General features: G+C 61.1%; 21 protein-coding genes. 10 read left to right on the top strand and 11 right to left on the bottom strand.

Annotated elements, in window-relative coordinates; translation table 11 throughout:
* Window positions 1-2 precede the first annotated feature (2 nt).
* The 4 genes from ACZ9IL_RS08475 to ACZ9IL_RS08460 all read left to right on the top strand — a co-directional run bounded on the left by ACZ9IL_RS08475 (window position 3) and on the right by ACZ9IL_RS08460 (window position 7,878).
* Entirely contained in the window at window positions 3-404 is a 402-nt protein-coding gene (locus ACZ9IL_RS08475; protein ID WP_476003113.1) for a DUF6950 family protein, read from the top strand.
* Complete coding sequence (locus ACZ9IL_RS08470; protein ID WP_476003112.1) at window positions 404-5,584, top strand: phage tail tip protein J-related protein; 5,181 nt, start codon at window positions 404-406, stop codon at window positions 5,582-5,584. Before ACZ9IL_RS08475 ends, ACZ9IL_RS08470 begins: the two co-directional genes overlap by 1 nt.
* Before the next feature lie 44 nt (window positions 5,585-5,628).
* Window positions 5,629-7,359, top strand: coding sequence for a phage head spike fiber domain-containing protein (locus ACZ9IL_RS08465; protein ID WP_476003111.1), 1,731 nt, complete (start codon window positions 5,629-5,631; stop codon window positions 7,357-7,359).
* A 219-nt stretch (window positions 7,360-7,578) separates the two neighbouring features.
* Window positions 7,579-7,878: a hypothetical protein gene (locus ACZ9IL_RS08460; RefSeq protein WP_476003110.1), complete on the top strand. Its 300-nt coding sequence runs from the start codon at window positions 7,579-7,581 to the stop codon at window positions 7,876-7,878.
* 381 nt (window positions 7,879-8,259) lie between these two features.
* On the opposite strand, the gene ACZ9IL_RS08455 is transcribed toward ACZ9IL_RS08460, so the two are convergent.
* Window positions 8,260-9,012, bottom strand: a complete 753-nt coding sequence (locus ACZ9IL_RS08455; RefSeq protein ID WP_476003109.1) for a metallophosphoesterase — start codon at window positions 9,010-9,012, stop codon at window positions 8,260-8,262.
* Between the two features lie 264 nt (window positions 9,013-9,276).
* Between ACZ9IL_RS08455 and ACZ9IL_RS08450 the strand changes: the two genes are divergently transcribed.
* The 3 genes from ACZ9IL_RS08450 to ACZ9IL_RS08440 all read left to right on the top strand — a co-directional run bounded on the left by ACZ9IL_RS08450 (window position 9,277) and on the right by ACZ9IL_RS08440 (window position 13,620).
* A complete protein-coding gene (locus tag ACZ9IL_RS08450) occupies window positions 9,277-10,002 on the top strand; it encodes a ferredoxin--NADP reductase (protein ID WP_476003108.1) in 726 nt (241 codons plus the stop codon).
* Between the two features lie 306 nt (window positions 10,003-10,308).
* Window positions 10,309-12,894 carry a bifunctional lysylphosphatidylglycerol flippase/synthetase MprF gene (mprF, locus tag ACZ9IL_RS08445; protein WP_476003107.1) on the top strand — a complete coding sequence of 862 codons (2,586 nt, stop codon included), beginning with the start codon at window positions 10,309-10,311 and terminating at the stop codon, window positions 12,892-12,894.
* A 9-nt stretch (window positions 12,895-12,903) separates the two neighbouring features.
* Window positions 12,904-13,620 carry an AcvB/VirJ family lysyl-phosphatidylglycerol hydrolase gene (locus ACZ9IL_RS08440; protein ID WP_476003106.1) on the top strand — a complete coding sequence of 239 codons (717 nt, stop codon included), beginning with the start codon at window positions 12,904-12,906 and terminating at the stop codon, window positions 13,618-13,620.
* Between the two features lie 135 nt (window positions 13,621-13,755).
* On the opposite strand, the gene ACZ9IL_RS08435 is transcribed toward ACZ9IL_RS08440, so the two are convergent.
* The 3 genes from ACZ9IL_RS08435 to ACZ9IL_RS08425 are packed head-to-tail and all read right to left on the bottom strand — an operon-like array spanning window position 13,756 to window position 16,554.
* On the bottom strand, window positions 13,756-14,553 hold the full coding sequence (locus ACZ9IL_RS08435; protein ID WP_476003105.1) for a transporter substrate-binding domain-containing protein: 798 nt from the start codon (window positions 14,551-14,553) through the stop codon (window positions 13,756-13,758).
* A gap of 25 nt (window positions 14,554-14,578) precedes the next feature.
* Window positions 14,579-15,394, bottom strand: a complete 816-nt coding sequence (locus tag ACZ9IL_RS08430) for a carbon-nitrogen hydrolase family protein (RefSeq protein WP_476003104.1) — start codon at window positions 15,392-15,394, stop codon at window positions 14,579-14,581.
* Between the two features lie 8 nt (window positions 15,395-15,402).
* Window positions 15,403-16,554, bottom strand: coding sequence for a methionine aminotransferase (locus tag ACZ9IL_RS08425; protein WP_476003103.1), 1,152 nt, complete (start codon window positions 16,552-16,554; stop codon window positions 15,403-15,405).
* Window positions 16,555-16,670: 116 nt separating this feature from the next.
* On the opposite strand from ACZ9IL_RS08425, the gene ACZ9IL_RS08420 reads away from it, so the two are divergent.
* Window positions 16,671-17,561 (top strand): LysR family transcriptional regulator, encoded by an 891-nt coding sequence (locus tag ACZ9IL_RS08420; RefSeq protein WP_476003102.1) that lies wholly within the window; start codon window positions 16,671-16,673, stop codon window positions 17,559-17,561.
* 238 nt (window positions 17,562-17,799) lie between these two features.
* Here the strand turns inward: ACZ9IL_RS08420 and ACZ9IL_RS08415 are convergent, their stop codons facing one another.
* Complete coding sequence (locus ACZ9IL_RS08415) at window positions 17,800-18,420, bottom strand: bifunctional 4-hydroxy-2-oxoglutarate aldolase/2-dehydro-3-deoxy-phosphogluconate aldolase (RefSeq protein ID WP_476003101.1); 621 nt, start codon at window positions 18,418-18,420, stop codon at window positions 17,800-17,802.
* A gap of 8 nt (window positions 18,421-18,428) precedes the next feature.
* Complete coding sequence (kdgK, locus tag ACZ9IL_RS08410; protein WP_476003100.1) at window positions 18,429-19,364, bottom strand: 2-dehydro-3-deoxygluconokinase; 936 nt, start codon at window positions 19,362-19,364, stop codon at window positions 18,429-18,431.
* 313 nt (window positions 19,365-19,677) lie between these two features.
* On the opposite strand from kdgK, the gene kdgR reads away from it, so the two are divergent.
* On the top strand, window positions 19,678-20,472 hold the full coding sequence (gene kdgR / locus ACZ9IL_RS08405; protein ID WP_476003099.1) for a DNA-binding transcriptional regulator KdgR: 795 nt from the start codon (window positions 19,678-19,680) through the stop codon (window positions 20,470-20,472).
* Between the two features lie 125 nt (window positions 20,473-20,597).
* On the opposite strand, the gene ACZ9IL_RS08400 is transcribed toward kdgR, so the two are convergent.
* The 3 genes from ACZ9IL_RS08400 to kduI all read right to left on the bottom strand — a co-directional run bounded on the left by ACZ9IL_RS08400 (window position 20,598) and on the right by kduI (window position 22,879).
* Window positions 20,598-21,131: a YgjV family protein gene (locus ACZ9IL_RS08400; protein ID WP_476003098.1), complete on the bottom strand. Its 534-nt coding sequence runs from the start codon at window positions 21,129-21,131 to the stop codon at window positions 20,598-20,600.
* A 66-nt stretch (window positions 21,132-21,197) separates the two neighbouring features.
* Window positions 21,198-21,959 carry a 2-dehydro-3-deoxy-D-gluconate 5-dehydrogenase KduD gene (kduD, locus tag ACZ9IL_RS08395; protein ID WP_476003097.1) on the bottom strand — a complete coding sequence of 254 codons (762 nt, stop codon included), beginning with the start codon at window positions 21,957-21,959 and terminating at the stop codon, window positions 21,198-21,200.
* Window positions 21,960-22,042: 83 nt separating this feature from the next.
* Window positions 22,043-22,879, bottom strand: coding sequence for a 5-dehydro-4-deoxy-D-glucuronate isomerase (gene kduI / locus ACZ9IL_RS08390; protein ID WP_476003096.1), 837 nt, complete (start codon window positions 22,877-22,879; stop codon window positions 22,043-22,045).
* Between the two features lie 288 nt (window positions 22,880-23,167).
* Between kduI and ACZ9IL_RS08385 the strand changes: the two genes are divergently transcribed.
* Window positions 23,168-23,500, top strand: a complete 333-nt coding sequence (locus ACZ9IL_RS08385; RefSeq protein WP_476003095.1) for a SemiSWEET family sugar transporter — start codon at window positions 23,168-23,170, stop codon at window positions 23,498-23,500.
* Window positions 23,501-23,853: 353 nt separating this feature from the next.
* On the opposite strand, the gene ACZ9IL_RS08380 is transcribed toward ACZ9IL_RS08385, so the two are convergent.
* Together ACZ9IL_RS08380 and ACZ9IL_RS08375 are read right to left on the bottom strand one after the other, a co-directional pair.
* Entirely contained in the window at window positions 23,854-24,687 is an 834-nt protein-coding gene (locus ACZ9IL_RS08380; RefSeq protein ID WP_476003094.1) for a sugar phosphate isomerase/epimerase family protein, read from the bottom strand.
* A gap of 233 nt (window positions 24,688-24,920) precedes the next feature.
* Entirely contained in the window at window positions 24,921-26,567 is a 1,647-nt protein-coding gene (locus tag ACZ9IL_RS08375) for an alpha-glucoside-specific PTS transporter subunit IIBC (protein ID WP_476003093.1), read from the bottom strand.
* Window positions 26,568-26,586 lie beyond the last annotated feature (19 nt).

Below are 26,586 nucleotides of genomic sequence, written 5' to 3'. Positions count from 1 at the left end.
CCATGCGCCGGCCAGATTGGCAACGACAACTGATCACCACCATTGAGGCCGCCAGAGTGCGGCCTTTTGTTTGGGGGGAGCTCGACTGCTGCCTGTTCGTTGCTGACTGCTGTGTGGCGGCATGTGGCATTGACCCTGCCGCCGTTTACCGGGGGCGTTACACCACGGCCCTCGGCTCCCAGCGGGTGCTGGCTAAAGAGCATGGCAGCATCGCCGCCGTGCTCGATGCCCACTTCCAGAGAATTGATCCTGCACTGGCCCAGCGCGGTGATCCAGTGGTGTTTGATGGCCCGCTTGGGCTGACGGCCGGTCTGATATGGGCCGGTCAAGTTTGGGCCATGACGGAACAAGGGGCGCGCCCAGTTCCCGATGTTGTTCCCTTGCTCGCATGGAGAGCCGAATAATGCCTGCAGTTGCCATCCCCGTCATAGCTGGTATCGCCGCCGGCGCGGGCTCAGCCCTGGTCGTATCCACTGCCACCGCCATCGCCATCGGCACGGCGGTGATGAGTGCGACCATGATGTTGACCACCAAGACGCCAAGCCTTGGGGACTACGCCAGCGCCAGCGAACGAAGCCAGATCTTGCGGGCGGCAGCCGCTCCGAAGGTGGCCTGTTATGGCCGGGTGGTGTCGTCTGTTCTGATGAGCTTTGCCGAAGAAGAAAAGGGCGATCAGACCGAAGGGGAATGGCTGCACCTGGCCGTTGTGCTCGCTGGTCACGAGATTGACCGACTCGGCAAGATCCTGGTGGGGGAGGATGAGGTCACCACCTTTGGCGATCTGGTCAGCTACACATTCCACAACAACCCGACCGAGGCGGACGCTTTCCTGCTGGCGAACTGCCCGAGCTGGAAGCCCGACATGATAGGCCGGGGTATTGCCTGGTTGCGAATCTCCTACAAGTCCAACTTTGAGAAGTTCCCCGCAGGCCTGCCCAACCTTCGTATCGAGAAGTTTGGCCGCCGGGTATATGACCCCCGTGACGGTCAGACGAAATGGACTGACAACGCCGCCCTGATCATCCTCGATTACTATCGCCACTGGCTTAAAACGCCGGATGACGAGATCAACTTCGAGGAGTTCAAGGTCGCAGCCAACATCTGCGATGAAATCGTGACCCGCCCGGATGGGCGTACAGAGCCCCGTTACACCCTCAACGGCGAGTTCGACCTGACCGAACCGAAAGCCAAGGTGCTCGAGGCGATGCACATCGCCTGTGCGGGGCAACCAACCTATGTCGGCGGCCGCCACGGCATCGTGGCCGGCGCGTACTATGGCCCGGCAACCGATGAGCTCCACGATTACCAGATCATCGGCGATATCGAGCTGCTGCCTGAGCCCGCCAGTGCTGACCGTATCAACACAGTGGCTGGCACCTTCGTTGACCCGGACAGTTTCACCGTCACGGACTTTCCGTCAGTGGTCGTGAAAGAGTGGGTCGAGGAGGATGGCGGCATCGAGCTGGCCGAAGATCTCGACCTGCGCTTCGTCACCAGTCCGTACCAGGCACAACGCTTGGCCAACATCATGTTGCGCCAGCGCCGCACCAGCCGCACGGTGACGGTGCCGGTGAACCTGTCAGGCTGGCGGTATCGCCCTGGTTCGTATCTTCGCCTTCACATCCCCGCACTGGGCATCGCCGGCGCCGAGTTCCGGGTGGTTGATTGGGGGTTCAACCTGCTGGGCGGTGTCAATCTGACGCTGCGAGAAGAGTCCGCGGCGGTGTGGGATGATGCCGTGGGCAAGCCGATGGAGCGCCCCGACATCACGACACTGCCAACCGGTGGACTCGCTATGCCGGATGATCTCCGGTACGAGACCGAGCAGATCGGTGATGTGGTGCAAGGTGTGCTGCACTGGCGCAATGCGGGGCGGGTTGTATACAACCAGGTGATCATCCAGCGCCTTAGCCCGCCGGCTAAAGCGGTGACCGTTCACACCGCCCAGGTAACGGGGGAGCTGTGCCGCTTGGCGGGCCTACCGGCGGGTAATTATGTCGCCCTGGTGCGGGCCGTCTCGATCACCGGCGCCCATTCAGCGGTGGCAGCGGTTAACTTCACCATTGAAGTGCCGCCCACCCCGACAGGGGTGGAGGTGGAGGCGGGCAACTGGTCGCTGGCCATCCGGCCGTTGTTCACTGGCGGCACCGACAACGGTGCGCTGTGCGAATGGTGGTGGAGCCGCATTGAACACCCGATCAATGAGGCCATGGCCAAGGCTACCTTTGCCGGCACGGCGTCATACATGACCCTGCAGGGGCTCAGACCGGACACGCAATACTATGTCTGGCTGCGAGCCGTGAACGCTTACGGCAAGTCTGGCTTGCTGGCGGCCACGGCCAAAACCCTCTATGACCCTGAGTCGATCCTGGATGTGCTCGATGGCGAGCTCGGTCTCGACCAGCTGAAGGAGGATCTGCGCCGCCCCATCGAGAAGATCCCGGCCCTGGACAAGGCCCTGTTTGATGTCTCCGCCATCGTGGCAGACATCAAGCCGGTGGCCGACCGGGTGCCGACCATCGAGCACCTGCTCACCGAGATGGATAGTGAGCTCGCTTCTGTAGCGCAGCGATCCGAGCAGGCCGAGAGCGTACTCAAGGCCGAGCAGGACACCCTTGGCAGCATGGGGATCAACACCGCTCTGCAGCAAGAAAAGCTGCACGGCATGCTGTCCAGCGTGAGAAAAGAGATCTCTGATGTTCGGGATGCGATTTTCACCGTTGACCCCGAGACCGGCAACATCGAGATGGATGCCGTTCGTGCGCTGCGCGATGAAGTCCACGCCTCGGTCACCCATATCAACCAGACCCTCGACGCCCTCGAGGGGACGCTATCCAGCAAGGCCAGCCAGGCAGTACAAGATGCGCAGGGTCAGCGCCTGACCGAAGCTGAGCAGCTGCTCGATGGCATCAAGGGTCAACTGACCCAGTTGGTTACCAAGTCGGAGTTCACCGCCCAGGGCGAACGGCTGACCGAAGTGAGCCAGAAGCTCGATGCCGCGACCGGGGAGCTGTCTCAGAAGGCCGCGCAAAGCGATGTGACTGCCCAGGGCGAACGCCTTGGGGTAGCAGAGCAGCGGCTCTCTGCCACGGCAGACCAGGCATCTGCCACGGCCAAGGCAGTTGATGGCCTGACCGCCAAGGTTACCGAGCAGGGGCAAGAGCTGACGGCCGCCATTACCAACGTGGCGGAGGTATCTGCCTCGGCCACTGAGCAGGTGGCACGGCGGGTATCCGGGCTAGAGACTCGGACTGACTCGGCAGAGGGCAAGATCCGGGCGCTCGAGGAGGTGGTTGAATCCGAGGGAGGTGTCACTGCAGGGCGGTTCGATGAGATCTCGGCCCGTCTCGACCTCAACAAGGTCGCTGCAGACGATGCCGCCCTGGGGGCGATTGGTGCTGCACTGGCCGGTGACGCCGAGGCGCAGCGTCAGCGCCAGACCACGGCCGCAATCCAGCGTGATCAGCGGGTGCAGGTTGAGGCGCACCAGGCACTCGCCAAGACAGTCGAAACCCTCTCGGCTGAGTTCGAAGGGGAGCAGGCCGACACGGCCGCCCGCTTGACTTCGCTGCGGGAAGTGGTCGCCGGCGTTGAGCAATCAACCACCCAGCAGCTCGAGCAGCAGCGCAGTGAATACAAGCAAGGCGACCAGGCAAACATGGCCGCACTGGAAGAGCAGGGGCGCACCCTTGCCGCTGCTGATAGGGCGCAGGTTGAGCAGATCACCCAGCTGTCGGCCAAGGTGGACAAGGGGGATAGCCAGCTGGCTGCCGATATCAAGGCAGCTCAAAAGGCCCAGGTGGAAGGTGACCAGGCGCTGACTGAGCGGCTCGACCAGCAGCAAACCGAGGTCGGGGAGACCAAATCCCAGATCACGGCGCTGGCGAAAACCGTGAGCGATGGCCAGCAGTCCACTGCCCAGGCGCTCGAGGTGCTCGATAGCAAGACCGAGCACACCGCCGCCCAGCTTGGCAACCTCTCCGAGACCGTGGCGGAGCAGGGAAAAGCCCTGGCGACCAGCCAAAGCGACATGATGTCAGAGGTCGATCTGGCGGCCATTGGTGCCATCGGTGCCGCGCTCGCCGGCGATGAGGCCGATCAACGGGCCCGCAAGGCCCGGGCTGAAATCAAGGTGCAGCAGCAGACCCAGGCAGATGAGCAGAAGGCGATGGCCAAGACGCTCGAAACCCTCGGGGCCGAGTTCCAGGGCGAGAAGGCAGACACCGCTGCCCGCTTCACCACGCTGAAAGAGGTCGTCGCCGGCGTTGAGCAGTCAACCACCCAGCAGCTCGAGCAGCAGCGCAGTGAATACCAGGCGGCTGACCGTGCAACCAAGGCGGCCCTGGAAGAGCAGGGCCGAACCCTTGCAGCCGCTGACCAGGCGCTGGCAGAGAAGTCGGAAAAGCTGCAGGCAGATCTGACGCTGCAGGGCAAAGAGCTCTCGGCCGCTGTCCAGTCGGTGGCCACCGCTCAGAACGATGCCGACAAGGCCCTTGGCCAGCGCATTGATACCGTGCAGGCCAGCGTGACAGAGCAGGGCAAGGAGCTCGCGGCGGCTGTTCAGTCGGTATCGACTGCGCAGAAAGAGGGTGATAAGGCCCTTGGCCAGCGCATTGACACCGTGCAGGCCAGCGTGACCGAGCAAGGCAAAGAGCTCTCGGCCGCTGTCCAGACGGTGGCTAAGGCGCAGGCGGACACCGCCGGCAAGCTCTCGGCCGGTTGGTATACGAAAGCCCAGATCAATGGCGAGGGCGGCGGCTTCGGGTTGTCTGTCACCATGGCATCGGACGGATCGATCATGACCTCCTTCGCCATCGATGCGGACGTGTTTGCCGTGCTCTCCCGGGCTGGCGGTGTGACCAACAAGCGCAACCCCTTTGTTATCAAGAACGGCATCACCTACATCAACCACGCGATGATGGACACCGCCGAAATTGCCAACGTGATCGCCAAGTACATCCGTGTGACTAGCCTGGATGCCGCGACCATCGTCAACAGCGATTTCAAGGGCGGCAATGCCGGCTTTGGTCGGGGTGGCCCATACAGTGGCTGGGGTGAGGGATGGCACACCATCATCTATGCCGATGGCACCATCCGCACCAATAAGCTCTACGCCGACTCTGGCAGCTTTACCGGTCATGTACGGGCCAACTCTGGCGAGTTCAACAACGTGGTTATCCGGGAGAACTGCCAGATCCTGGGGCAGCTGGATGTGACGCAAGTGGTGGGGGATATCGTCAAGATGATCCAGGCGACCTCAAACTTCTATGTGCCCGCCTATCGCCGCGCCAGGGTGCTGGTCGCCATCAAGCCAATAAATGCCTCTGCTGCCGTATCTGGGCAAGGGGAGTTCGGCATCAGACTGATCTGCAAGCTAAATGGCCAGGAGGTCGGTTCTGTGCAGAAAACCCAGTATGTCCCGACCGGTGGCAACCCCTATTTCAACGTATCTATTCAACCAGCCATCGAGCTACCCGCCTATAGCGAGGGCAATGTCACCTTTGAAGTGCAGAAGGTCGGCGGCTATGGCATCAGTAACATCCAGTTTTCCGGCACGGCCACCTGGCTGATTGCCGTCAAGTAACTCTAACCCGGCTTCGGCCGGGTTTCTTTTTGGAGAACGCTTCAATGGCAGGATTGTGGTATCGGGTGGGCACAGTCACGCTCACCAATGGCTCTAAGGCCGTGGTGGGCTACGGCACCAAATGGAAGTCTGCCAACCCGCTGCCGGGCAAAGGCAGCATGTTGTGCGGGCCGGACGGCAAGGTTTACGAAGTCGATACGGTCGCTGATGACACAAACATGACGCTGGTATCGAGCTACGCGGGCCCCAGCGGCGCCGGCCAGGGGTATGCCCTGGTGCTGATGGCACTCACCATCCCGCAGTTCTCGACCCAGCTGTCCCAGTTTGTGCAGAAAAACTCGCTGTTCGCCTCCCAGATCAACACCCTGCTGACGGCATCCGGCGATGTGAACCTAACCGACCCGGATAGCGGGTTGGTGATCAAGGTGCCGAGCTGGTCGAAGATTGCCAGCGAAGGGGAAGGGCAGGCGGCCCGTGCCAAGGTTGAGGCGGACAAGGCTGCTGCAGCAGCGGCCTTGGCCGTCAATGCGGTAAGAGAGGCGGCCCTGCCGCTCCCGGATGTCTGGGCCCCGCTGTCTGACAGCCTGCGCCTTATCACGGGGTACGGTAGAGAAGTGAAAGTGGCGGATGATGTTGTTGGCCGCTATGTCACACTAGCTCGCGCCACTGCCGGATGGTTCTTCGATAAGAGCGGAACGCTTCGTCAAGCTTCGGTCAATGAGCCGCGGTTCGAGATGGAGGGGCTTTTGGTCGAAGGCCCCTCTACAAACCTCCATAAGTTTTCGTGGTTTGACGGGACGAATCGTGCAGACCAAGTTCCGTACAACCTTAATTACACCGCCGTGGCAGATCCGGGCTTTAGTTTTACGGTCGGTCGGTTTTCTAAGGATGCCACTGTGGCGACCCACACTTTCGTTAACCGTGGGGTTGTTGCGCCAGCGGGGGCATATTGCGCCTGTGCCTTGGTAAAAGATGCGGGCGCGGGGTCTGTAGAGGTCTGGTTACGTAGTCAGATCGCGGGTATTAACTATTCAAAAATCAACTTCAACTTCCTGACTGGTCAAGTTTTCCATACGCAGGGTGGGGATTTCACTCTAGGCACCGGGGGCGCCATTAAAAAGGATAATGGATGGTGGCTTGTCTGGGTTGCTGGAACCATTCCGGCTGACACAACGCTACAAACCCAAGTTTATGTGAAGAACTCAGCAGCTGAAGCGGGCAGCGATGCTGAAACGATTCTATGCGCTTTCACACAAATGGAGGCGGCGTCATTTCCCTCTTCCTATATCCACACGAACGGTGCAGCCGCAACCCGTGCAGCGGATTTCTGTCAAGTTCAGACGGATCGCAACATCCCAAATAAAGGGTTCACCGTCTCATATCAGCTCAACGTGCCGTGGCTTGGTAAGACAGCTCCGAATATTGCCCCGAGAGCATTTTCTATCATTGGTGGTGGAGTGGGATCTCTCATTGAAAATTCTGTTTATGCGGACGGTGGGTTTGGCGCATTCGGTGGTATCAGTGGCGCATTGGCCAGAGTCAATGCTTTCACAAATCGCTCTATCGTTGCTTGTGTTGTATCAGACACCGGCTTGAGCGCCTATGCGGGAGGGTTGAAAGCCGTTGGGTCGCAAGGACTGAATAGACCTTGTGGCCCAAGCATATGCCTTGGCGGTCAAATTACGGGTTCGACCAGACACCTTTATGGTCATATCCGCGATCTAAAAATTTGGCACTTGGAAGCAACCGATTCCCAAATTAAGGCACTTCGATGACCCGCCACTATTGCACTGGGCTTGGCCCCGTTTTTCCTGGTACTAACAGCTGCTGCCAGCAGCATGACCACGACTATGGCGCCAAAGGCAGGGTATCCCGTGCCGAGGCTGACAGGCACTTGCGCCAGTGCATGATTGCCCAGGGCCAGCCGCTGCTGGCCTGGCTATTCTGGGCCGCTTGCCGCGTTTGCGGATGGTATTTCTGGAAGGACAAGACCCATGATTGATCTCTACCTCAAGGCAGGCAGCAAGTCGGCCATGACCACAGCTCTCAAGGCGGCTGGCTTTAGCCAGGATCCCGAGAGCGGGGCCCTCTATCACCCGGCCGCCGCGCTCGATGTGATCGGCACCATCTACCAGCCCACCGGCGAAACTACCCTGGTCGATGGTCTGGAGGTGCCGGTCATGGCGCCGGTGTCTGGCTATCACGTTAACGTGCGCACCACCTCTGAGGAGCTGGCCGCCGCCCTGGATGCCCAACGAACCTACCCGGTGACGCCCGTGAGAGTGTGGGCCTGATGCGAACCAGCCCCGGCCCAGCGCCGGGGTAAAAATGTTGGATGTATGTCCGTTTAACGGTCAAAGGTGTACAACATCTGAAACGGTACAAAACGTGGTACAGAATAAAAATTTAAGTCACTTATTCATTTAAATTCATAACCTTGCGACATGGGCTCATAATCGTGGAAGTAAAACGTGGGCTCGAGGCCGGATTGTGCTGGTCTGCTCATGGGTTCCGAGATGGGTGTCCGCAATGTCGGCGGCGCCACGGCAAGTGGCGGTGGCAAGGTTGGGCGGTGGCGGGCACCGCAATGCTCTGCATGGTAAACCATCGCGCTGGCAGAACGAAGCCCGCGCACGCCGCCTGCCGGTTTAATGCACGCTGAGGAGCGAAGGGGCTCATCGGGCCAAGGGATCTGCATCGCCACCGTCTGGTGGCTCAGGAGCCCCCGGGGCCAGTGGCGTCAGGCTGTGCAGATCGAGCAGGGTGAAGAAGCCGCCGGCATGGGGATACCAGCCGCCGGTGTCGATGTAGTAGACGTTGCCGAGGCGGGCCGGGGCGCTCACCGGGGTGTGGCCCACCACCAGGGCGACCAGATCCTCGACGCCGCTCTCGTCCAGCCGCTCGATGCGGCGGCGTGACCAGAGACAGACGTTCTTGATGGCCCGCAGCTGGCCGCCGGTGACTCCGCCGTCCAGCCTGTCCAGCAGGCTTTGCCAGGAGGGGAAGGGGCAGTCGGCATGGAGCAGCCCGATGGGGCCAGCCGGGGTGGCCACCTCGATGGCGATCGGCAGCATGCGATAACGGGCGGCAAACCTCTCCTGCTCGGCCAGGCTCAGGTGCTCAAACCAGCTCCCTCCGTTCTGGATCCAGTTCTCCCGGTCGCAGCTCTGGTGGCGGCAGACGTAGTCGTCGTGATTGCCGCAGACCGGGTGAAACCAGGGCCTATCCAGCCAGTCGAGGGCCTGTGTGCACTCGGGTCCGCGATCGGTCAGATCGCCGACGGAGAAGAGGCGATCCCGGGCTGGATCGAACTCGGCCCGATCCAGCGCTTGTTGCAGCAGTGCGAAGTAGCCGTGGATATCGCCGACGGCCAGATCACGCCCTCGCTCGTTGAGGGGGAAACGGCTGATCAATGCACCCTCGCTCATCTCTGCACTCCTTTCTGTACTTTTTGTCTGGAGCCGCCTGCGCCCCGTACTCAGTATTGATAGTTGAACAGTGGATAAAAGCAGCATGGCACGACCCGCCCCGCTGGGGTAGATGGAGCGCACATCTGCGCCCCCTTGCGGCGAGAGGGCCGGGTCGGCGCCCCTATGGTTGCCCATTTTTCCGGGAATATTTCGGCGTGCTATCCCATCCTAATGAAATACCGTCATCTGTTTCGCACCTGTACCATACAAGGGAGTTCCATCATGGCCGAATACAGGGTTCGTCTGATCGCCCGCCAGCCGCTTGCCGAGGGCACCCTGGCCTTTCACCTCGAGAAACCCGCCGGGTTTGACCACACACCGGGTCAGGCCCTGAATCTCACTCTGCCGGGGCATCATGAGCACCCCAGATCTCCCGATGCCCGCCATACCTTCTCCATCGTCACGGCTCCCCATGAGGATGAGCTGGTGGTCGCCACCCGCATGCGGGACAGCCCCTTCAAGCGTGCGCTCGGGGCGCTGCCCCTGGGCACAGAGCTGCAGGTAAACGGTCCCTTCGGCTCGCTCACCCTGCACAAAAATTTGGAGCGCGCCGGGGTGTTCATCGCCGGCGGCATCGGCATCACCCCCTTCATCAGCATGCTGCGGCAGGCGGCGGCCCAGCAGACGCCCCAGGATCTGCTGCTGATCTACAGCAACCGGCGTCCCGAAGATGCCGCCTTTCTGGATGAGCTGCGGCGACTCGAGGGGCAGAACCCGATGTTTCGCCTGTTGGCGACCATGACGGACATGGCGCACTCGACACAGCCCTGGCAGGGGGAGACCCACAGGCTCGACGGTGCCTGGTTGTGGCAGGCCATCAGTGGGCTAACCAAGCCGGTCTGCTATGTGTCCGGTCCGCCCCCCATGGTCGAGGCCATCAGCGAGGCGTTGAAGGTGGCCGGCTTGGACGAGGAGGATCTGCGCAGCGAATCCTTCTACGGCTACTGATGGCTGGCTGTGACAAAAGGGTGCCCGGCAGCCGGGCACCTTTTTATCTGTTCGTACAAAAGGTTACAGAAGAAGCATGGCGGCCAGGGGAGGCGCTGATGAATCATAGGGGGGCTTGAGTCAGGCTGGCAGCCGGCAGGCCGAATCGCAGGCGTTGCTCGGGTTCTGGCCGCCCTCCATGGCGGACGACGGAGCGGTCGGCCAATGTAGGTTCTCATTTGGATTGTGTTTTTTTTCACCCTGGACTGATTTTGCCAGTAGTCTCAACAGGGTGTCTTCATCCTCTCTTCTCGCGACAGGAAGCTTATGCGGCGTCAGCTGTTGATCTGGATCGGCCCTCTGTGCAGCTTGCTGCTGCTGGGGGCGGCATTGACCGTGCTCTATCGTTTGACCCACCTCTGGCACTGGCACGACATCCGGCTGGCTGTCTGGTCCCAGCCGCTGCCACAGCTAGGGGGCGCCCTGCTGCTGACCCTGCTCAGCTACGCCTGCCTGTGCTGCTATGACCTGCTGGCGGTGCGCATGATAGGCAAGCCGTTGCCCTGGCAGCAGGTCGGGGTGACCTCCTTCATCGCCTACACCTTCTCCAATACCCTGGGATTTGCGCTGCTGACCGGCTCCTCGGTGCGCTACCGCCTCTACTCTTCCCTCGGCCTCGGCACGGGGGAGGTGGCGCGAGTCATCCTGTTTTGCTCCATCACCTTCTTCCTCGGCCTGCTGGGGTGGGGCGGCGCCGCCCTGTCGCTGGGGCAGGCCACCAGCCTGCTACCGGGCTGGCCGGCCTGGGCCGGGTGGTCGTTGCAGTTCATGGGAGCCCTGGCGCTGCTGGCCGTGCTGGGCTATCTGCTGTGGCCCAAACCGGTGATCGCCTGGCGCGGACATGAGCTGATCCTGCCATCGGTCAGGTTGCGGCTGCTGCAACTGCTGATCGCTCTGCTCGACTGGGTGGCCGCCGCCGCCGTGCTCTTTGTGTTGCTGCCGACAGAGAGCGTGCCCTACCCGGTGTTGCTCAGCGCCTTCGTGCTGTCCAGCCTGCTCGGGGTGCTGGCCCATGTACCGGGGGGGATAGGGGTGTTCGAGGCGAGCATGAGCCTGCTGCTGGCTCGGTATCTGCCGGTGGACAAGCTGCTGGCCGCCTTGCTGCTCTATCGCTGCGTTTATTACCTGTTGCCCTTTCTCTGCGCCCTGCTGCTGTTTGCCAGCCAGGAGGCGCTGCAACAGCGGGCGCGCTGGCACCGGTTGCAGGGGATCATGGTCGCCAGCCGGGAATTCGTACCGGCGCTGATCAGCATGGGGACCTTCGCGGCGGGCAGTTTGCTGCTCTGCTCCGGCATGATCCCGACCATGCGGGAACGGATAGAGACGTTTCTGCAGGTGCTGCCGCTGCATCTGCTGGAGCTGTCCCACGTGCTCGGCAGCGTCAGCGGCGTGTTGCTGATCCTGCTGGCGCACAGTCTCTACCGCCGTCACGACGGGGCCTTCAGGATCACCCAGTGGTTGCTGGGGCTCGGCATCCTCTTCTCCCTGTTCAAGGGTTTTGACTGGGAGTCTGCCCTGCTGCTTGGGCTCTTCTTGCTGATCATCAGCCCTTGCCGCCCGCTGTTCTATCGCAAGGGATCCCTGCTGCACGCCCAGTTCACACCGGCCTGGCTGATGTCGGTGGGGGCCGTGCTGCTGGGTGCTCTGTGGTTGCTGATGTTCTCCTATCGCCATGTGGCGTATGAACACGGGCTCTGGCTCCATTTCTCGCCTCACGGTCCCGGCGCCGCTTCTCGTGGCCTGCGCGCCATGGGCAGCGTGGTCGCGGTGCTGGCGGTGGTCGGGGTGGCGCAACTGCTGGCACCCTTGCGGGTCTTTGGCAACAAGCCGGGCAAGGAGGAGCTGGCCCGGGCGCAGGCGCTGGTGCTGCGGGAAGGGGGCGGTCACGGTTATCTGGCTCAGCTCGGCGACAAATCCTTGCTGTTTCACCCCGCCGGCGAGGCATTTCTGATGTACGGGGTCGAGGGAAATTGCTGGATAGTGATGGGGGATCCCATCGGTCAGGCCGCCCTCATCGAAGAACTACTCTGGCAGTTTCGCGAGCTGTGCGACGAGCACGACGTCAACCCGGTGTTCTATCAGGTGTCGGCCCGCTATCTGCCGCTCTACCTGGATCAGGGGTTGATCCCGTTCAAGCTCGGTGAGGAGGCCATCGTCGATCTGACATCATTCGATCTCGCCGGCAGTCGCCTGCGCAACCTGCGCCAGAGCCATGCCAAGGGCAAGCGGGAAGGGTTGTCGTTCGAGGTGGTGGAGGCCGGCCAAGTGGCCGCCCTGCTGCCCGAGTTGAAGGCCATCTCCGATACCTGGCTGCAGAGCAAGCAGGGCAAGGAGAAGGGCTTCTCGGTGGGCAGCTTCGAACCGGATTACCTGACCCTGAGCCCGGCGGCCCTGGTGCGGCACGGCGGGCAGGTGGTCGGTTTTGCCAACCTCTGGGTCAGCGACAACAGGGAGAGCCTCTCCATCGATCTGATGCGCTACAGCATGGACACAGGGGCGGCCCCCATCATGGACTTCCTGTTCGTCGAGCTGCTGCTGTGGGGCAAGGGGGCGGGCTATGAGAGCTTCAACCTCGGCATGGCGCCCATGTCCGGCTTCAACGATCACCCCCTCGGCGGTTACTGGGCCCGGCTCGGCAACACCCTGTTCACCCGGGGCAGCCGTTTCTACAACTTCCAGGGCCTGCGGCGCTACAAGGAAAAATTCTCCCCGTGCTGGGAGCCTCGCTACCTGCTCTGTACCAGCCGGCTGGCGTTGCCCAAGACCCTGACCCAGCTGATCTCCCTGATAAGCCGTGGCCCACTTGGCTTGATGGCGAATAGTGTGATGAAAAATGGGCAGATAAAGAAATAGGAGTTGGCCATGAGAGTCTTGCTGTTGTTGCTGGTATGTCTTGCGTTTCCGCTGTTCGCCGCCCCCTCGTCCGCTGCGGTGAAGGCGGATCTGGGGCTGGTGGAGCTGCCGGTGGCGCAAGCCTCGTCCGCCCCCATGGTGGTCTTTATGAGCGGGGATGGCGGCTGGGCCGCGCTCGACAAGGGGCTCAGCGCCGAGTTGCAGCGTCACGGCATGCCGGTGGTGGGCTGGAGCTCGCTCACCTATTACTGGAAGAAGAAGACGCCGGAGCAGGCCACCGCCGATCTGGTGCGGATCCTCGCGGATTACCAGTCCCGCTGGGGGCGCCAGCGCTGGCTGCTAGTGGGTTTCTCCTTTGGTGCCGAAATAGTCCCCTTCGTCATCAATCGCCTGCCCGAGCCGTATCGCAGCAGCCTGGTGGGGGCCGTGATGCTCTCTCCCTCGACCGCATCGGACTTCGAGATCCACGTCAGCGACATGGTGGTGCACGACAAGGCGGGCAGCTATCCCACCCTGCCGGAGGTCAAGGCCATCAAGAGCCTGCCGCTGCTCTGCGTGCAGGGCGCGGATGACGACTCCCCGGTGAAGCTCTGCCCGCACCTGCAGCAATCCAACGTCACCACTGTGACCCTGCCGGGTTCTCACCACTTCGGTGACGACTACGGGATGCTGTACCGGAGCATCGCCGATCGGCTGCCCTGGGCGGGGGATGAGCCGGATCACTGAGCCGGCCTGGACCGCCTGGCAGGGGAAGCTGGTTGGGCGGGCCATTCAGGCTGTCAATAGAATAAAACAACGCCAGTCAATTGACTGGCGTTGTTTTATTCTGTGATACGCCCTTTGATTGCGAGCCAACCGGCTTTAGAGCAGGTCTTCGAGCTGATACTTCCTGAGCAGCTGATCGAAGGTGCCATCCGCCTTGACGCTGTCGATGGCGGCATCGAACTGGCCCTTGAGCGTGGCGTCGTTCTTGCGCAGCGCCACCGCAACCCCTTCACCCAGGGTCTTGTCCTGGGTGCCGTTGAACTGGGGGCCGACGAAGGCGAACTGCTTGCCCATCTCCTTGTCGAGGAAGCCGACTTTGAGCTGCACCATGTTGCCGAAGGTGTAATCGGCGCGGCCAGATTGCAGATCCAGCATGGGGGACTGGGCGTTGACGTAGCGCTTGATCTTGGCCACCTCCCCGTAACGGGCGGTGATGAAGTTGTCCTGGGGCGTCCCCTCCTGCACCGCGATCACCTTGCCCTTGAAGTGCGCCTGGTCGTCGGCGAAGGTGGCGGCCTTGTCGCTGCGCCCCACGAAGCGGTTCTGCATCATGTAATAGACCTGACTGAAGTCGACCTTCTGGCGCCGCTCGTCGGTGATGTTCATGGAGGACATGATGGCGTCGTACTTGCGCACCTGTAGGCCCGGCAGCAGCGCGTCCCAGGGCTGGTTGATCACCTCGCAGTCGGTCTTCATGGCCGCGCACAGGGCGTAGGCCAGCTCGACCTCGAAGCCGCCGAGCTTGCCGCTGCTGTCGACCATCTCGAAGGGGGGATAGGTGGCATCGGTCGCGATCACCAGCGGTTTGGCGGTGGCCTGGCCGGCGGTGGCGAGGGCCACCAGCATCATTGCTGTGTTGAGTTTCATGGTCAGTCCCTTGAGTTGTGGCGTCATGCCGATGGTCTTGAATGTACCGGCCTCATGGGCCGACGGCTATCTTGCGATGATTGAGGGCCGGCAGCTGGCTGCGCACCGCACGTTGGGCGGCGAGATCCAGGGTGGCGATGGCCATGCCCTGACCCTCTTCCACCCGGGCCAGCACCCGGCCCCAGGGATCGATGATCATGCTGTGGCCGAAGGTGCGGCGCCCGCCAGGGTGATGACCCCCCTGGGCCGATGCCAGCACGAATGCCAGGTTCTCCACCGCCCGGGCCCGCAGCAACAATTCCCAGTGCGCCTCGCCCGTGGTGTGGGTGAAAGCGGCGGGCAGGGCGATGAAATCAGGGGCAGGATCGAGTCGAAACAGCTCGGGGAAGCGCAAGTCATAGCAGATCCCCAAACGCAGCAGCCCCCAGGGCAGGAGGTGGCTCACCACCTGCCGGCCCGGGCTCATGGTCGCGGCCTCGTCGTACTGCTCCTTGTCCGTGCAAAAGCCGAACAGGTGCAGCTTGTCATAACGGGTGGCGAGTGTCCCCTGGGGATCGATCAGCAGGCTGCTGTTGTGCATCTTGCCGGACTCACTGCTCGACAGCGGCAAGGTGCCGGCCAGGATCCAGAGCCCGAGCTCCCGGGCCAGGTCCTGTGCCCACGCCAGCAGAGGGTGATCCTCCACCGGGGCGGCCAGGGCGACACGCGCCCGCTCATCTGCCGGCATCAGATAGAAATACTCCGGCAACTGGGCGAACTCGGCCCCCTCGGCCGCGGCCTGGCGCAGTAGCAACTCGGCCTGGGTCAGGTTGTGGGCAAGATCCTCGCCGGACACCATCTGCAAGACGGCAACGCGCACGCAATCCATGGAGCCTCCTAGACGCCGCACAGGCGCTCGGCGCCTGCCAGCAGGGTGTCGTCATCCTTGGAGAAGGAGAGGCGGATGACTCTTTGATCGGTGCCGTCGTGATAGAAGGCGGAGACAGGAATGGTGGCGACCCCGTGCTCGCGAATGAGCCGCTGCACGAACAGGCTGTCCGCCTCGTCGCTGATCCGCTCGTAGCTGGCCAGCAGGAAGAAGCTGCCCGCCGAGGGCAACAGGGTGAAACGGGAATCCCCCAGAGCCGAGACCAGCAGATCCCGCTTGCGCTGATAGAAGGCCGCCAGCCCCTGATAGTGGGCCGGTTGTTGCAACAGGTGGGCGAAGCCGTACTGCATGGGGGTATCGGCGGCGAACATGGCGAACTGGTGCACCTTGCGGATCTCCTCCATCAGGGGACGGGGGGCGACGCAGTAGCCCACCCGCCAGCCGGTGACATGGAAGGTCTTGCCGAAGGAGAAGACGGCGACGGAGCGCTCCACCAGCTCCGGGTAACGGATGACGCTCTGGTGCAGGGCGCCGTCGAACACCACGTGCTCATACACCTCGTCCGAGAGGATGATGATGTCGGTGCCGCACACCAGGCGGGCCAGGCGCTCCTGATCCCCCGCCTGCCAGACGGTGCCGGTGGGATTGTGGGGGGTGTTGAGCACTATCATGCGGGTGCGGGGGCTGATGCGGGCCGCGACCTCGTCCCAGGGGATGGCGAAGCTCGGCGCCTTGAGGGCGATCACCACGGGGGTGGCGCCCTGCAGCTGGATCATGGGGCGATAGCTGTCGAACGCCGGCTCGAACATGATCACCTCGTCCCCGGGATGGACCAGGGCTGTGATGGCGCAGAACAGGGCCTCGCTGGCGCTGGCGGTGATGGTGATCTCTTCGCCGACATCGTAGTGATGGCCGTAGCTGGTCGCGATCTTGGTCGCCAGTTGCTCGCGCAGGGCGGGCAGCCCGGTCATGGGGGCGTACTGGTTTTCGCCGGCCAGCATGGCCTCATGGGTGACCCGGATGAGCTCAGGGTCACAGGGGAAGCTCGGCGCCCCTTGGGAGAGGTTGATGCTGGGATGGCGGTCGGCCAGATCCCCGATGACGCTGAAGATGGTGGTACCCACCTGGGGCAGTTTGCTGAGAATGCGGGGGGAGGACATGACGCCATCACCGATGTGTGTGTGAAAGATGTCCCTTTTTAGCCTCGCGGACCCTTGCCGGACAACGGATTATTCGGCATGTTACGCATGAGTTTTTCTCAAGCATGGAGCCTTGAATGTTGACCAGCCAGCCCCGTAGCCACTTGCCCCTCTACGGCCTGCAGGTGTTCGAGTGTGCCGCCCGCCATCTGAGTTTCACCCTGGCGGCCGACGAGCTGTGCGTGAGCCAGGGGGCGGTGAGCAAGCAGATCGCCCAGCTGGAGGAGCGGCTCGGTCATTTGCTGTTCGTGCGTGGTACCCGCTGTCTGAGCCTGACCCCGGCCGCCGAGCGGTTGCTGCCTTTCATCCGGGAGGGGTTGGTTCGCATGGGGGAAGGCTTGAGCGCCCTGCAGACCCTGCCCCATGAGCAGGCCATCAGCATCAAGGTGCCCTCCTGCGCCAGCCGCTGGTTGCTGCGGCGGCTGCAGGCGTTTGAAGAAGACGCGGTCGAGGTGCGCGGCAGCCACAGTCACGGCATCGATTTCTCCCGCGAGCCGTTCGATCTCGCCATCGTCTATCAAGCCACCCAGGCGAGATATCCCCACAGCCGGCCACTGTTTCGAGAGCGACTAACCCCCATCTGTGCCCCCGCCTTCGCGGCAAAGCATCGATTGTTCGAGCGCTCCCTCGAGGAGCTGCCCCTATTGCCGCTGCTCCATGCCAGCGCGGATCGACGGGATTGGCGCAACTGGTTTGCCGCCTTCCTCGATACTCCCTGGCAGCCTCAGGGCGGTCAGCTGTTCGATACCCTGGATCTCGCGATGAACGCGGCCTTGCAGGGCTTTGGCCTCTCCCTCGGCGATCCCACGATCGTGGCGGAAGAGCTCGACAGCGGTTTGCTGGTGGCACCCTTTGCCCCCGTGCTCAGCACGGATCACGAGTATGCCCTGCTCGTCCGTCCCGACAGCCAGCGCCCCGGCGTGGCCCGGGTCTATCAGTGGTTGCAGGGCAGCCATGCTCACCCCTGATCCCGCTCCACTTTCTGGTTAGTGTGGGCCGCGTGATTTTGGGAATCCGATGGCAAAAATCTTGATCAGTCTGCCTAGGCCTTCAGGCCGGGGGGCAAGTTAGGATGTCGCTTATCCCAGTGGGCAGGTCGCGAGCTGAGGAGGGGGGAGGCGGGGAGATGGGCGGACGCATAGTCCGGGGACAAGACATAGATACATTACGATGACGGGCCCGATAAAGATCGGGCCCGTTGCATGGTCAGAGGGCGGCCATGGCCTCACGGACCAGATTGCCTATCTGTTCCCACTCCTGCCGATCGATGAGATCGGCGGGGACCATCCAGGTACCACCGCAGGCGAACACCGATCCTTGTGCGAGATATTCTTTCACATTGCTCGGGCTGACACCGCCGGTCGGCATGAAGCGAACCGGGTAGACGGCGCTCATGGCCTTGAGCATGGGCAGGCCGCCGGAGGGCTCGGCCGGGAAGAATTTGAGGGTACGAAGACCCAGCTCCATCGCCTGCTCGACCATGCTGGGGTTGTTGACCCCGGGGATCATCAGCACGCCGCGCGCCTGGCAATACTGGACGATGCGTGGGTTGAAGCCGGGGCTGACGACGAAATCCACGCCGGCGTCGATGGCTTGATCCACCTGGGCCGTGGTGAGGACGGTACCGGCCCCGATGATCATGTCGGGGAAGGCGGCACGCATCTGACGAATGGCGTCGGCGGCGGCAGGGGTACGGAAGGTGATTTCGGCGCTCGGCATGCCGTTGTCCATCAGGGCACGGCCCAGGGCGACGGCGTCATCGGCATTTTTGATGGCGATGACGGGGATGATTTTCAGGGTCGACAGTTTTTCAAGCAATGCTGACATGAGGTGTCTCACAGGATAAGGGGGGTGGTTGGCATCGCCAGGCGAGGGATGATAGCCCCGCGATGCTGGATGACGGTGCTGGCAAGCAGGTGAGCATAAGATGCCGCCTCGCTGGCTGACGTCTTGGCCAGTCGTCTGGCGAGATAACCGGCGCTGAAGGAATCACCGGCTGCCGTGGTGTCGATCACCTGATCCTTCGCCAGTTGCACGGCCGGTACTTCATCGCAACGATCCCCCTGCACGATGAGGCAGGAGCCAGCCCCGCGCTTGACGACGATCTCGCCGACGCCGAGTGCCTGGGTGCGTGTCAGCGTCTGTTCGAGTTGACTGTCTCCCCACAAGGCGAACTCGTCGTCCAGGGTCAGGAAGGCAATGTCGGTCAGGGCCAGCATGGCGCTATAGGTCTGCTGCGCGACTTCCCGGCTCTCCCACAACTGCGGGCGATAGTTGTTGTCAAAGGCTACCTTCACGCCGGCAGCCCGGTACTCGGCCAGCCGGTACAACAGGTTCGCCCTGTCCGCGGGAGACAGGATGGCGAGGCTGATGCCGCTCAGATAGAGGTAGTCGAAGTCGTGCAGTTGTTGGCAGATCTGGTCGGCCTCGGGGCCTTGCAACCAGTAACGGGCCGCGGCATCGCTGCGCCAGTAGTGGAAGGTACGCTCGCCCTGCTCGTCGGTCTCGATGAAGTAGAGACCTGGCAATTTGTGCTCCAGGCGCTGTACCAGCTCGGTATTGACGCCTTCCTGTTGCCACTGATCAAGCATATTGCTGCTGATGGAATCGGCACCCATGGCGGTCACATAGTGCACGGCTAGCTCGGGGTTGGTTCGCACCAGATAGACAGCGGTGTTGAGGGTGTCCCCTCCAAAATGACGCACTATCTTTGCCTGGTGTTCGGATAGCTCGATCATGCACTCGCCAATGACGGCAACCTTGATAGACATATGTCCTCCCGCGTAGATGATATGGACATTATATTTAACTGAGTTGAATTATTAAATAAATTAAAACCATGTTTCATTAAATTGTGATGAAACGCATGAGTTTATGGAGTAGGGTCTTGCATCGCCGCCCGGACTACCTGGCAGCACCCCATGCCATGGCGTCACAACGATGGGCGCGAGATGCCGGAGGGGCGAGGCAGGGCATGCAGAGTGCAGGATGTTGGGGGGCATTCGGCGTCGGCTGGAAGGGGTGACTATGATTGCTCTGCCGTTTCAAATATAATGAAACAATAAGATGAATAAGGAGATATGCATGTCAGTGGTCGATAATTCGCCGGATTCGGTCTCGTCAGTATTGAAAGTGTTTGGCATCTTGCAGGCGCTGGGTGAACAGAAGGAAATCGGCGTTACCGAGCTGTCGCAACGGATCATGATGTCCAAGAGTACCGTCTATCGCTTCTTGCAGACGATGAAGACCCTGGGCTATGTCAATCAGGAAGGGGAAACGGACAAGTACACCCTGAGCCTGAAGCTGTTCGAACTCGGCGGCAAGGCGCTTGAGCATCAGGATCTGATCCAGATTGCGGATACCGAGATGTGCCGGCTGGGCAAGCTGACCAAGGAGACCCTGCATCTGGGGGCGCTCGACGAAGACAGCATCGTCTACTTGCACAAGATAGATTCCGAGTACAACTTGCGGATGTATTCGCGCATCGGCCGCCGCCGCCCGCTCTACAGCACCGGCCTTGGCAAGGTGATGATGGCCTGGCTGCCGGAAGAAGACGTGCGCAGCATGCTGGCCAACGTGACGTTCGAGCGTTTCACCGAACGTACCCTGAGCAATGTCGAGGAAGTGTTGGCAGAGCTGGTGCTGGTGCGTGAGCAGGGTTATGCCGAAGACAACGAAGAGATGGAGCCGGGTTTGCGTTGTTTCGCCGTGCCCATCTACAGCCGGATGGGCCGCATCATCGCGGGGCTTTCCCTGTCGCTGCCCCTGGTGCGCTTCAATGAAGAGAACAAGGATGAGTTGGTGGGGTTGCTGCATGAGGCCGCGGCTCGCATCTCGGCCGGGCTCGGCTTTCACGATTACCCTTTTACCCCGCGCTGAGGCATCTCGGATATTGTGGTAATCCGCAGTCCTTTTGACTGATTTTTTAGCACAATATATGGCATGAGGCCGGTGACCAAGCTGTTTGACGACGGCAAGGTTACCGGCCTCTTTCTATTGCCGACTTAGTTGACTGGCCTCTCTCCCGTGAACGGTGTCGCACGTTGTGCCCGATACAGGGTCAAGATGGTGTGGCTGTTGACGATCAAAAAACTGCCTTCCAGCAAGATCCCCCCAATCGATCCCGCCCAGAGGTTATGCGTCAACCAGCAGAGGGTGCTGCTCAGCATGCACAGGCGCAGTGCAATGCCCTCCAGTCGAAACAGGGCGTAGGTACTCAGGGTCGTACCGATCAGGGTCAATATCTGGATCGGGTGCTCCACCTGTGGCATGACCAGCAACCAGGCCAGGATCAGGAAGCACCACATCACGGCCAAGCCGCGATAATAGCCGGAGACCCAGGTCCTTACCGCGCACAGCAGGCAGTTGATGGCGGCGGCCGTGGCGCCGAGCAGCATGAAATGCAGGGCCATCAGCGCACCGTTGAGGGTCAGGTGCAATCGCAGCTTCCTGTCCTGGCGTTGCAGGAAGGCGGTGACACCGATGGCACAGGCCAGCAGGCCGAGCAGTTGGGCCAACCAGGGGGAATCGAGTGGCATGGGGCGAATATCCGTGATGAGAGGAACAAAAAAGGCGCCATAGGCGCCTTTTAGCATGATGGGGAATTAACGGGCCAACCAGCCACCGTCAACGGCGATGGTGTAGCCGTTGATATAGTCGGAGGCGGTGGAGGCCAGGAAGACCACCGGGCCCATCATGTCATCCGGTACACCCCAGCGGCCGGCCGGGATCCGCTCCAGAATGGCGGCGTTGCGATCGTCATCGGCGCGCAGGGCGGTGGTGTTGTTGGTAGCCATGTAGCCGGGGGCGATGGCGTTGACATTGATGCCCTGGCTGGCCCATTCGTTGGCCAGCAGGCGGGTGATCCCCATGACGCCGCTCTTGGAGGCGGTATAGGACGGCACCCGGACTCCGCCCTGATAGGAGAGCATGGAGGCGATGTTGACGATCTTGCCGCCCTGGCCCTGGGCGATGAACTGCTTGGCGACCGCCTGGGACATGAAGAAGACGCTCTTGATGTTGATGTTCATCACATCGTCCCAGTCTTTCTCGCTGAAGTTGATGGCATCTTCGCGGCGGATGATGCCGGCGTTGTTGACCAGGATATCGACGCGACCGAACCGGGAGACCGCCTGATCCACCAGGGCGGGCAGGGTATCCACCTTGCTGACATCGGCCTTGAGGCTCAGGAATGTGCGGCCGAGTGCCTCAACCTTGGCGATGGTGTCTGTGGGTTCAACGATGTTGATGCCCACGATGTCACAGCCGGCTTCGGCCAGACCCAGAGCCATGCCCTGGCCCAGACCGGTGTCACAACCGGTCACGATGGCAACCTTACCCTTCAAATCGAATGCGTTGAGAATCATTTTCTTTCCTCTGCTGCCACCCTGAGTGGCAGCTGTGGTGGGGGGAATACGGGCAGTGCAGACTGCCCGGCACAGAATGGGAATTAGCGCAGATCTCTGACGGCCACATGATCCATGTCACCGAACACCTGATTTTCGCCGACCATGCCCCAGATGAAGGTGTAGGCCTGGGTGCCGACGCCGGAGTGGATGGACCAGCTCGGGGAGATGACGGCCTGCTCGTTGTGAACCAGCAGATGACGGGTCTCGTCCGGTTTGCCCATCATGTGGAACACGGCGGCATCGTCTTTCATGTTGAAGTAGAAATAGACTTCCATGCGGCGCTCATGGGTGTGGCAAGGCATGGTGTTCCACAGGCTGCCCTCTTCCAGCTGGGTCATGCCCATCACCAGTTGGCAGGTTGGCAGCACGTCCGGCACCAGGTACTTGTAGATGGTGCGACGGTTGCTGGTGGCGGCCTCGCCCAGGGTGCTCGGAGACGCCTGAGCCTGGGTGACCTTGCGAGTCGGGAAGCTCACATGGGCCGGGGCGCTGTTGTAGTAGAACTTGGCAGGTTGTGCGGCATCGGCGCTGGCAAAGCTCAATTCGCGAGTACCTTGTCCCACGTAGAGTGCTTCGGCATTGCCGATCTCGAAGCGGGTGCCATCAACGATAACCAGCCCAGGGCCGCCGATGTTGATGAGACCGAGCTCGCGGCGCTCCAGAAAGTAGCTGACACCGAAGGTCTTGCCCAGTTCGTCCGAGAAGACGAGGGGGGACTGAATCGGCATGATGCCGCCAAACACGATGCGGTCGATATGGCTGTAGGTCATGGTCAGCTGATCGGCACAGAAGATCTCTTCCACCAGGAACTCACGGCGCAGGCCCTGGGTATCCAGCTGTTTGGCATGATCGCTGTGAATGCTTTGACGAGTTTGCATGGTTAACCTCAATGAGCGCCTGCGAGATTGGCAGCCGCGTTGTCTACAATGAAAACAATTCTATCAAATAAAAAATAAAATTCAAAACGGTGTTTTGTATTTTTTGTTTGATGGGATTAGACTGCGCATCCCGTATGGCCATGAGGCTGTACCGGGCTGTCCCACCGGGCATGCCCCCTCGCGTTGAGGCATGGAAATTATCTCCAGCCCAAGGTGGAAAGGGCGGCACCTGCCAGTCGGATGCGGCAGAACGTTCGTTGCAAATCTCATTCAATTACAGGTCGACAAATGAAGAAGTGTGTTTCATCAAATCGAATTATCTTATTGGCTGGCGTGGCTGCACTGAGTACCGTCCTGTTTGCCTTTGATACGGCCTCTCTCGGGTTGTGTGCGGCATTTCTGACCACGGGATCTTTCTCGCTGCAGGTGTTCGACATCATCAAGACGCGGGAAACCAAGGCTATTTCCACCAAGATGTACCTGGTGTTCATCAGTGGGCTGGCGCTGTGGCTGACCTATGGCCTGAAGTCGGGCGATACGCCCCTGATCATTGCCAACGGCATCACCCTGCTGCTGGCCAGCTCCGTCATGTTGTTGAAATGGAGTAACGAGCGGGTCTGAGCCAAGGAAGGGGATAACACCTCCCTTCCTGTTGCGGAAATAGCCATCAAGATCAGGATGTGGCATCTCTTTGTGGGACGGAGGTTGTTCGCGTTATCGACAAACGGCGTATCCGGCGTCAATGCCATTCGCTGAAGGGATCCGAACCTGCTGCCTGCACGCTTCAGGCTAAAAAACGAGGGAGGCGCCATGCCTCCCTTTTTCTACAGAGTGCCCGCCATGGCAAGGGGTGGAGGCGGATGAAATCGGTCGTCACGACGTCGTGTAAACCTCATGCATAAACACATGTTCACGGTGATGCTGGGAGAACGGACATTCCTTTTAAGCGGCAGGTCCCCAGCAGACGCTGCGTGTTAGCGACGCAATTCACGTAAATAAGCCACACTCTCCTGCAATTCGTCACCCGTCAGCTCCTCGACAATGATCGGGAGATGACTCAGCCCGACGCTGTCCAGTATGGTCAATACCTCCGCATAATCGATCAGCCCCTTGTCCAGGCCCACCGGGATCTTGTTGCGATCCTGGAGTATGAAATTCTTGAAATGAAACAGCCTGATCCGCTCGCCATGGGTGCCGAGGAAAGCGTCGAGAATGGCGCGCCAGTCGGCGGCATTGTCGGCATCCAGCAGGTTGGCAAGGTCGAGGGTGACAAAGAAACGCTCCCCCAGTCGAGGATTGAGCCGTGCCAGGCTATCGGCGTCGTGAATGACGTGATCCCGTACGGCTTCGACCAGAAAGGCGCAATTCGCTTGTTCCAGCTCGGGCCTGAGCTGTGCCAGCGTCTGCTCCACCTTGTCGAAGGCGGCAACGCCGTGATTGTCCGGGTGGAAGGTCCACTCATCATCGTTCAGAGAGCCGGTCTCGCTGCCGATCTGGCCGATGCCGCAGCGTGCTCCCAACGCGATATTGAAGCGGGCCCGCGCGATCTCGCTCGCCAGAAACGCGGCGTTCGAATGAACGGGGTTGAAATAACTGGCGAGCAGGAAAACCGAGAGCCCCGCCCGCTGCAACTGGCCGATGTTGTCGGCAATGGTGTCGATATCGCGAGCCTGATAGGCCTCTGGCCAACTCTTGTGGATGGCCAGTTGCAGGCCGTCGATATCCGCCTCGCGGGCCTGCTCTATCAGTGCGGCCGGGGTCTGGTCACTTAGGTCATGGGCCCGGGCGCCGATCTTCAATTTGTGCATAAATACTCCGTTAGGGAGCCAGGGAAGGTGAGTGACTACCGGAGTGTCGGTGGCCTCTCACGGCCTGGAATGGAAGGCATGAACCTATGCCGGTAATAGCGCGCCATGTTTCACCCTTGCCACGAGGTCAAGCCACCGGGATAGGGCTCAAGAGAGATATTCCTCTGACGCAAGCGGCCATGCCACCCCGAGAAGGGATTGGCATGGCCATTTTGGGGTTTGTCAGGTCAATATCAGACTGCTGGCAACGGGGCTTCTGCTGCCGACAAGGCGGCTCGCTCCTTGTTGACCTCTTGCTCGAAATACTCGCGAACCAGAGGCGCCGACAGGCCGACAACTACCTGCAAGTTTTTGCCCGTCCGCATCACACCCAGAGCGCCGGCCTGCTTGAGGGCCTTGTCGTCCTGAACCAACGACTGATCGTTCACCACCAGGCGTAGACGAGTCTGGCAATTGCCGATGGTGTCGATATTGGTGCAACCCCCCACGCAGCGCAGGATGGCTGCGGCTCTGAGGCGATCCGGTTCCTGACCGGCCACGGCCTTGCCCGCGGCCTGCTTGTCGCGGTAATCCTGCTTGGAGTAGAGGCGCACGTCATCTTCCTCTTCGTCATCACCACGTCCCGGGGTCAGGAAGTTGAACTTCAGGATCATGTAGCGGAACACGAAGAAGTTGATGGCGGCGAAGCCCAGGCCCAAGGCCAGGTGGATCCAGATCAGGTGAGCATGGTTCTTCGCATAGAAGACCCAGTTGAACAGGATGATGTCATTCAAACCACCGCCCATGAAGCCGACGACGCCGGACAGATAGAGCGCCACGCACAGGGTCGCGCCGATGAGGGCATTGACCAGGTAGAGCACCGGCGCCACAAACAGGTAGGTGAACTCGATGGGTTCAGTGATGCCGACTGCCATGGCGGTGATGATGGCCGGGATCACCAGGGCGGCGATCTTGCGCTTCATCTTCTGCTTGGCGGTGGCATAGATGGCCAGACCGGCGCCCAGCGAGCAGAACACGCTGATGTTGCCGTACAGGGAGTAACCGGCCGCCGGGAACTGCTCAACCAAGGGAACGGTAGAGGCCGCATAGGTGGAGACGTTCTCGATCCAGTGGGTGTAGAGACCTCCATCAACGACTGCCGGGCCGAAGAAGAAGGGGAAGTAAACGAAGCGGTGCAGACCGGTCGGTACCAGGATCCGTTCCACGAAGGCGAGCATCCACATGCCGAAGGCATCGGCTTCGACATAGAAGCCCTGCATGGCGTTGATCCCGACCTGAACCTTGGGCCAGAGCTCACAGGTCAGATAGGCCATGGGCAGCATGACGCAGAAGGAGATGATGAACACCAGGCTCATGCCCTGGAAGATGGAGAGGTAGTCAGGCAATCTCTTCTCGAAGAAGCGATTGTGGATCCAGGTCACCACGCCACCGATGATGAGGGAGAAGATGATGCTGGTATCCAGCGTCTTGACCCCGCCCACCAGGGCCAGGCCGCTGGATCCCCCCACTTCCTGGTTGAAATCGACCCCAAACTCGGGCCCCCAGAAGGTGAGCATGCTGTTGGTGAAATAGTTGTATGCCATGTAGGCGAAGAAGGCGACCAGAGCGGCGCGCCCCTGTGCCGATCTTGCCAGACCGACCGGCAGTGCCATGCAGAACAGCAGCGGGAAGTTCTTGAAGATGGTCCAGCCGCCGGACTTGATGACGGTCATCACCTTGAAGAAATTGGAGTCGGGATGGGCCAGATCGCCCATGATATCGGGCATGGTGAGCAGGCCGGTGAAGGCGAGCAACAAACCGGTAAAGGGCAGGAAGGCGATGGGGACCGCCATGGCACCGCCAAAAGTCTGGAAGGCCCCCATAAAGTTCCGTTTGGACATTAAATTTTTCTCCGAATAA

This window comes from Aeromonas sp. TECH754, from assembly GCF_056279295.1.
This window is presented reverse-complemented; position numbering and strand designations above follow the sequence as displayed.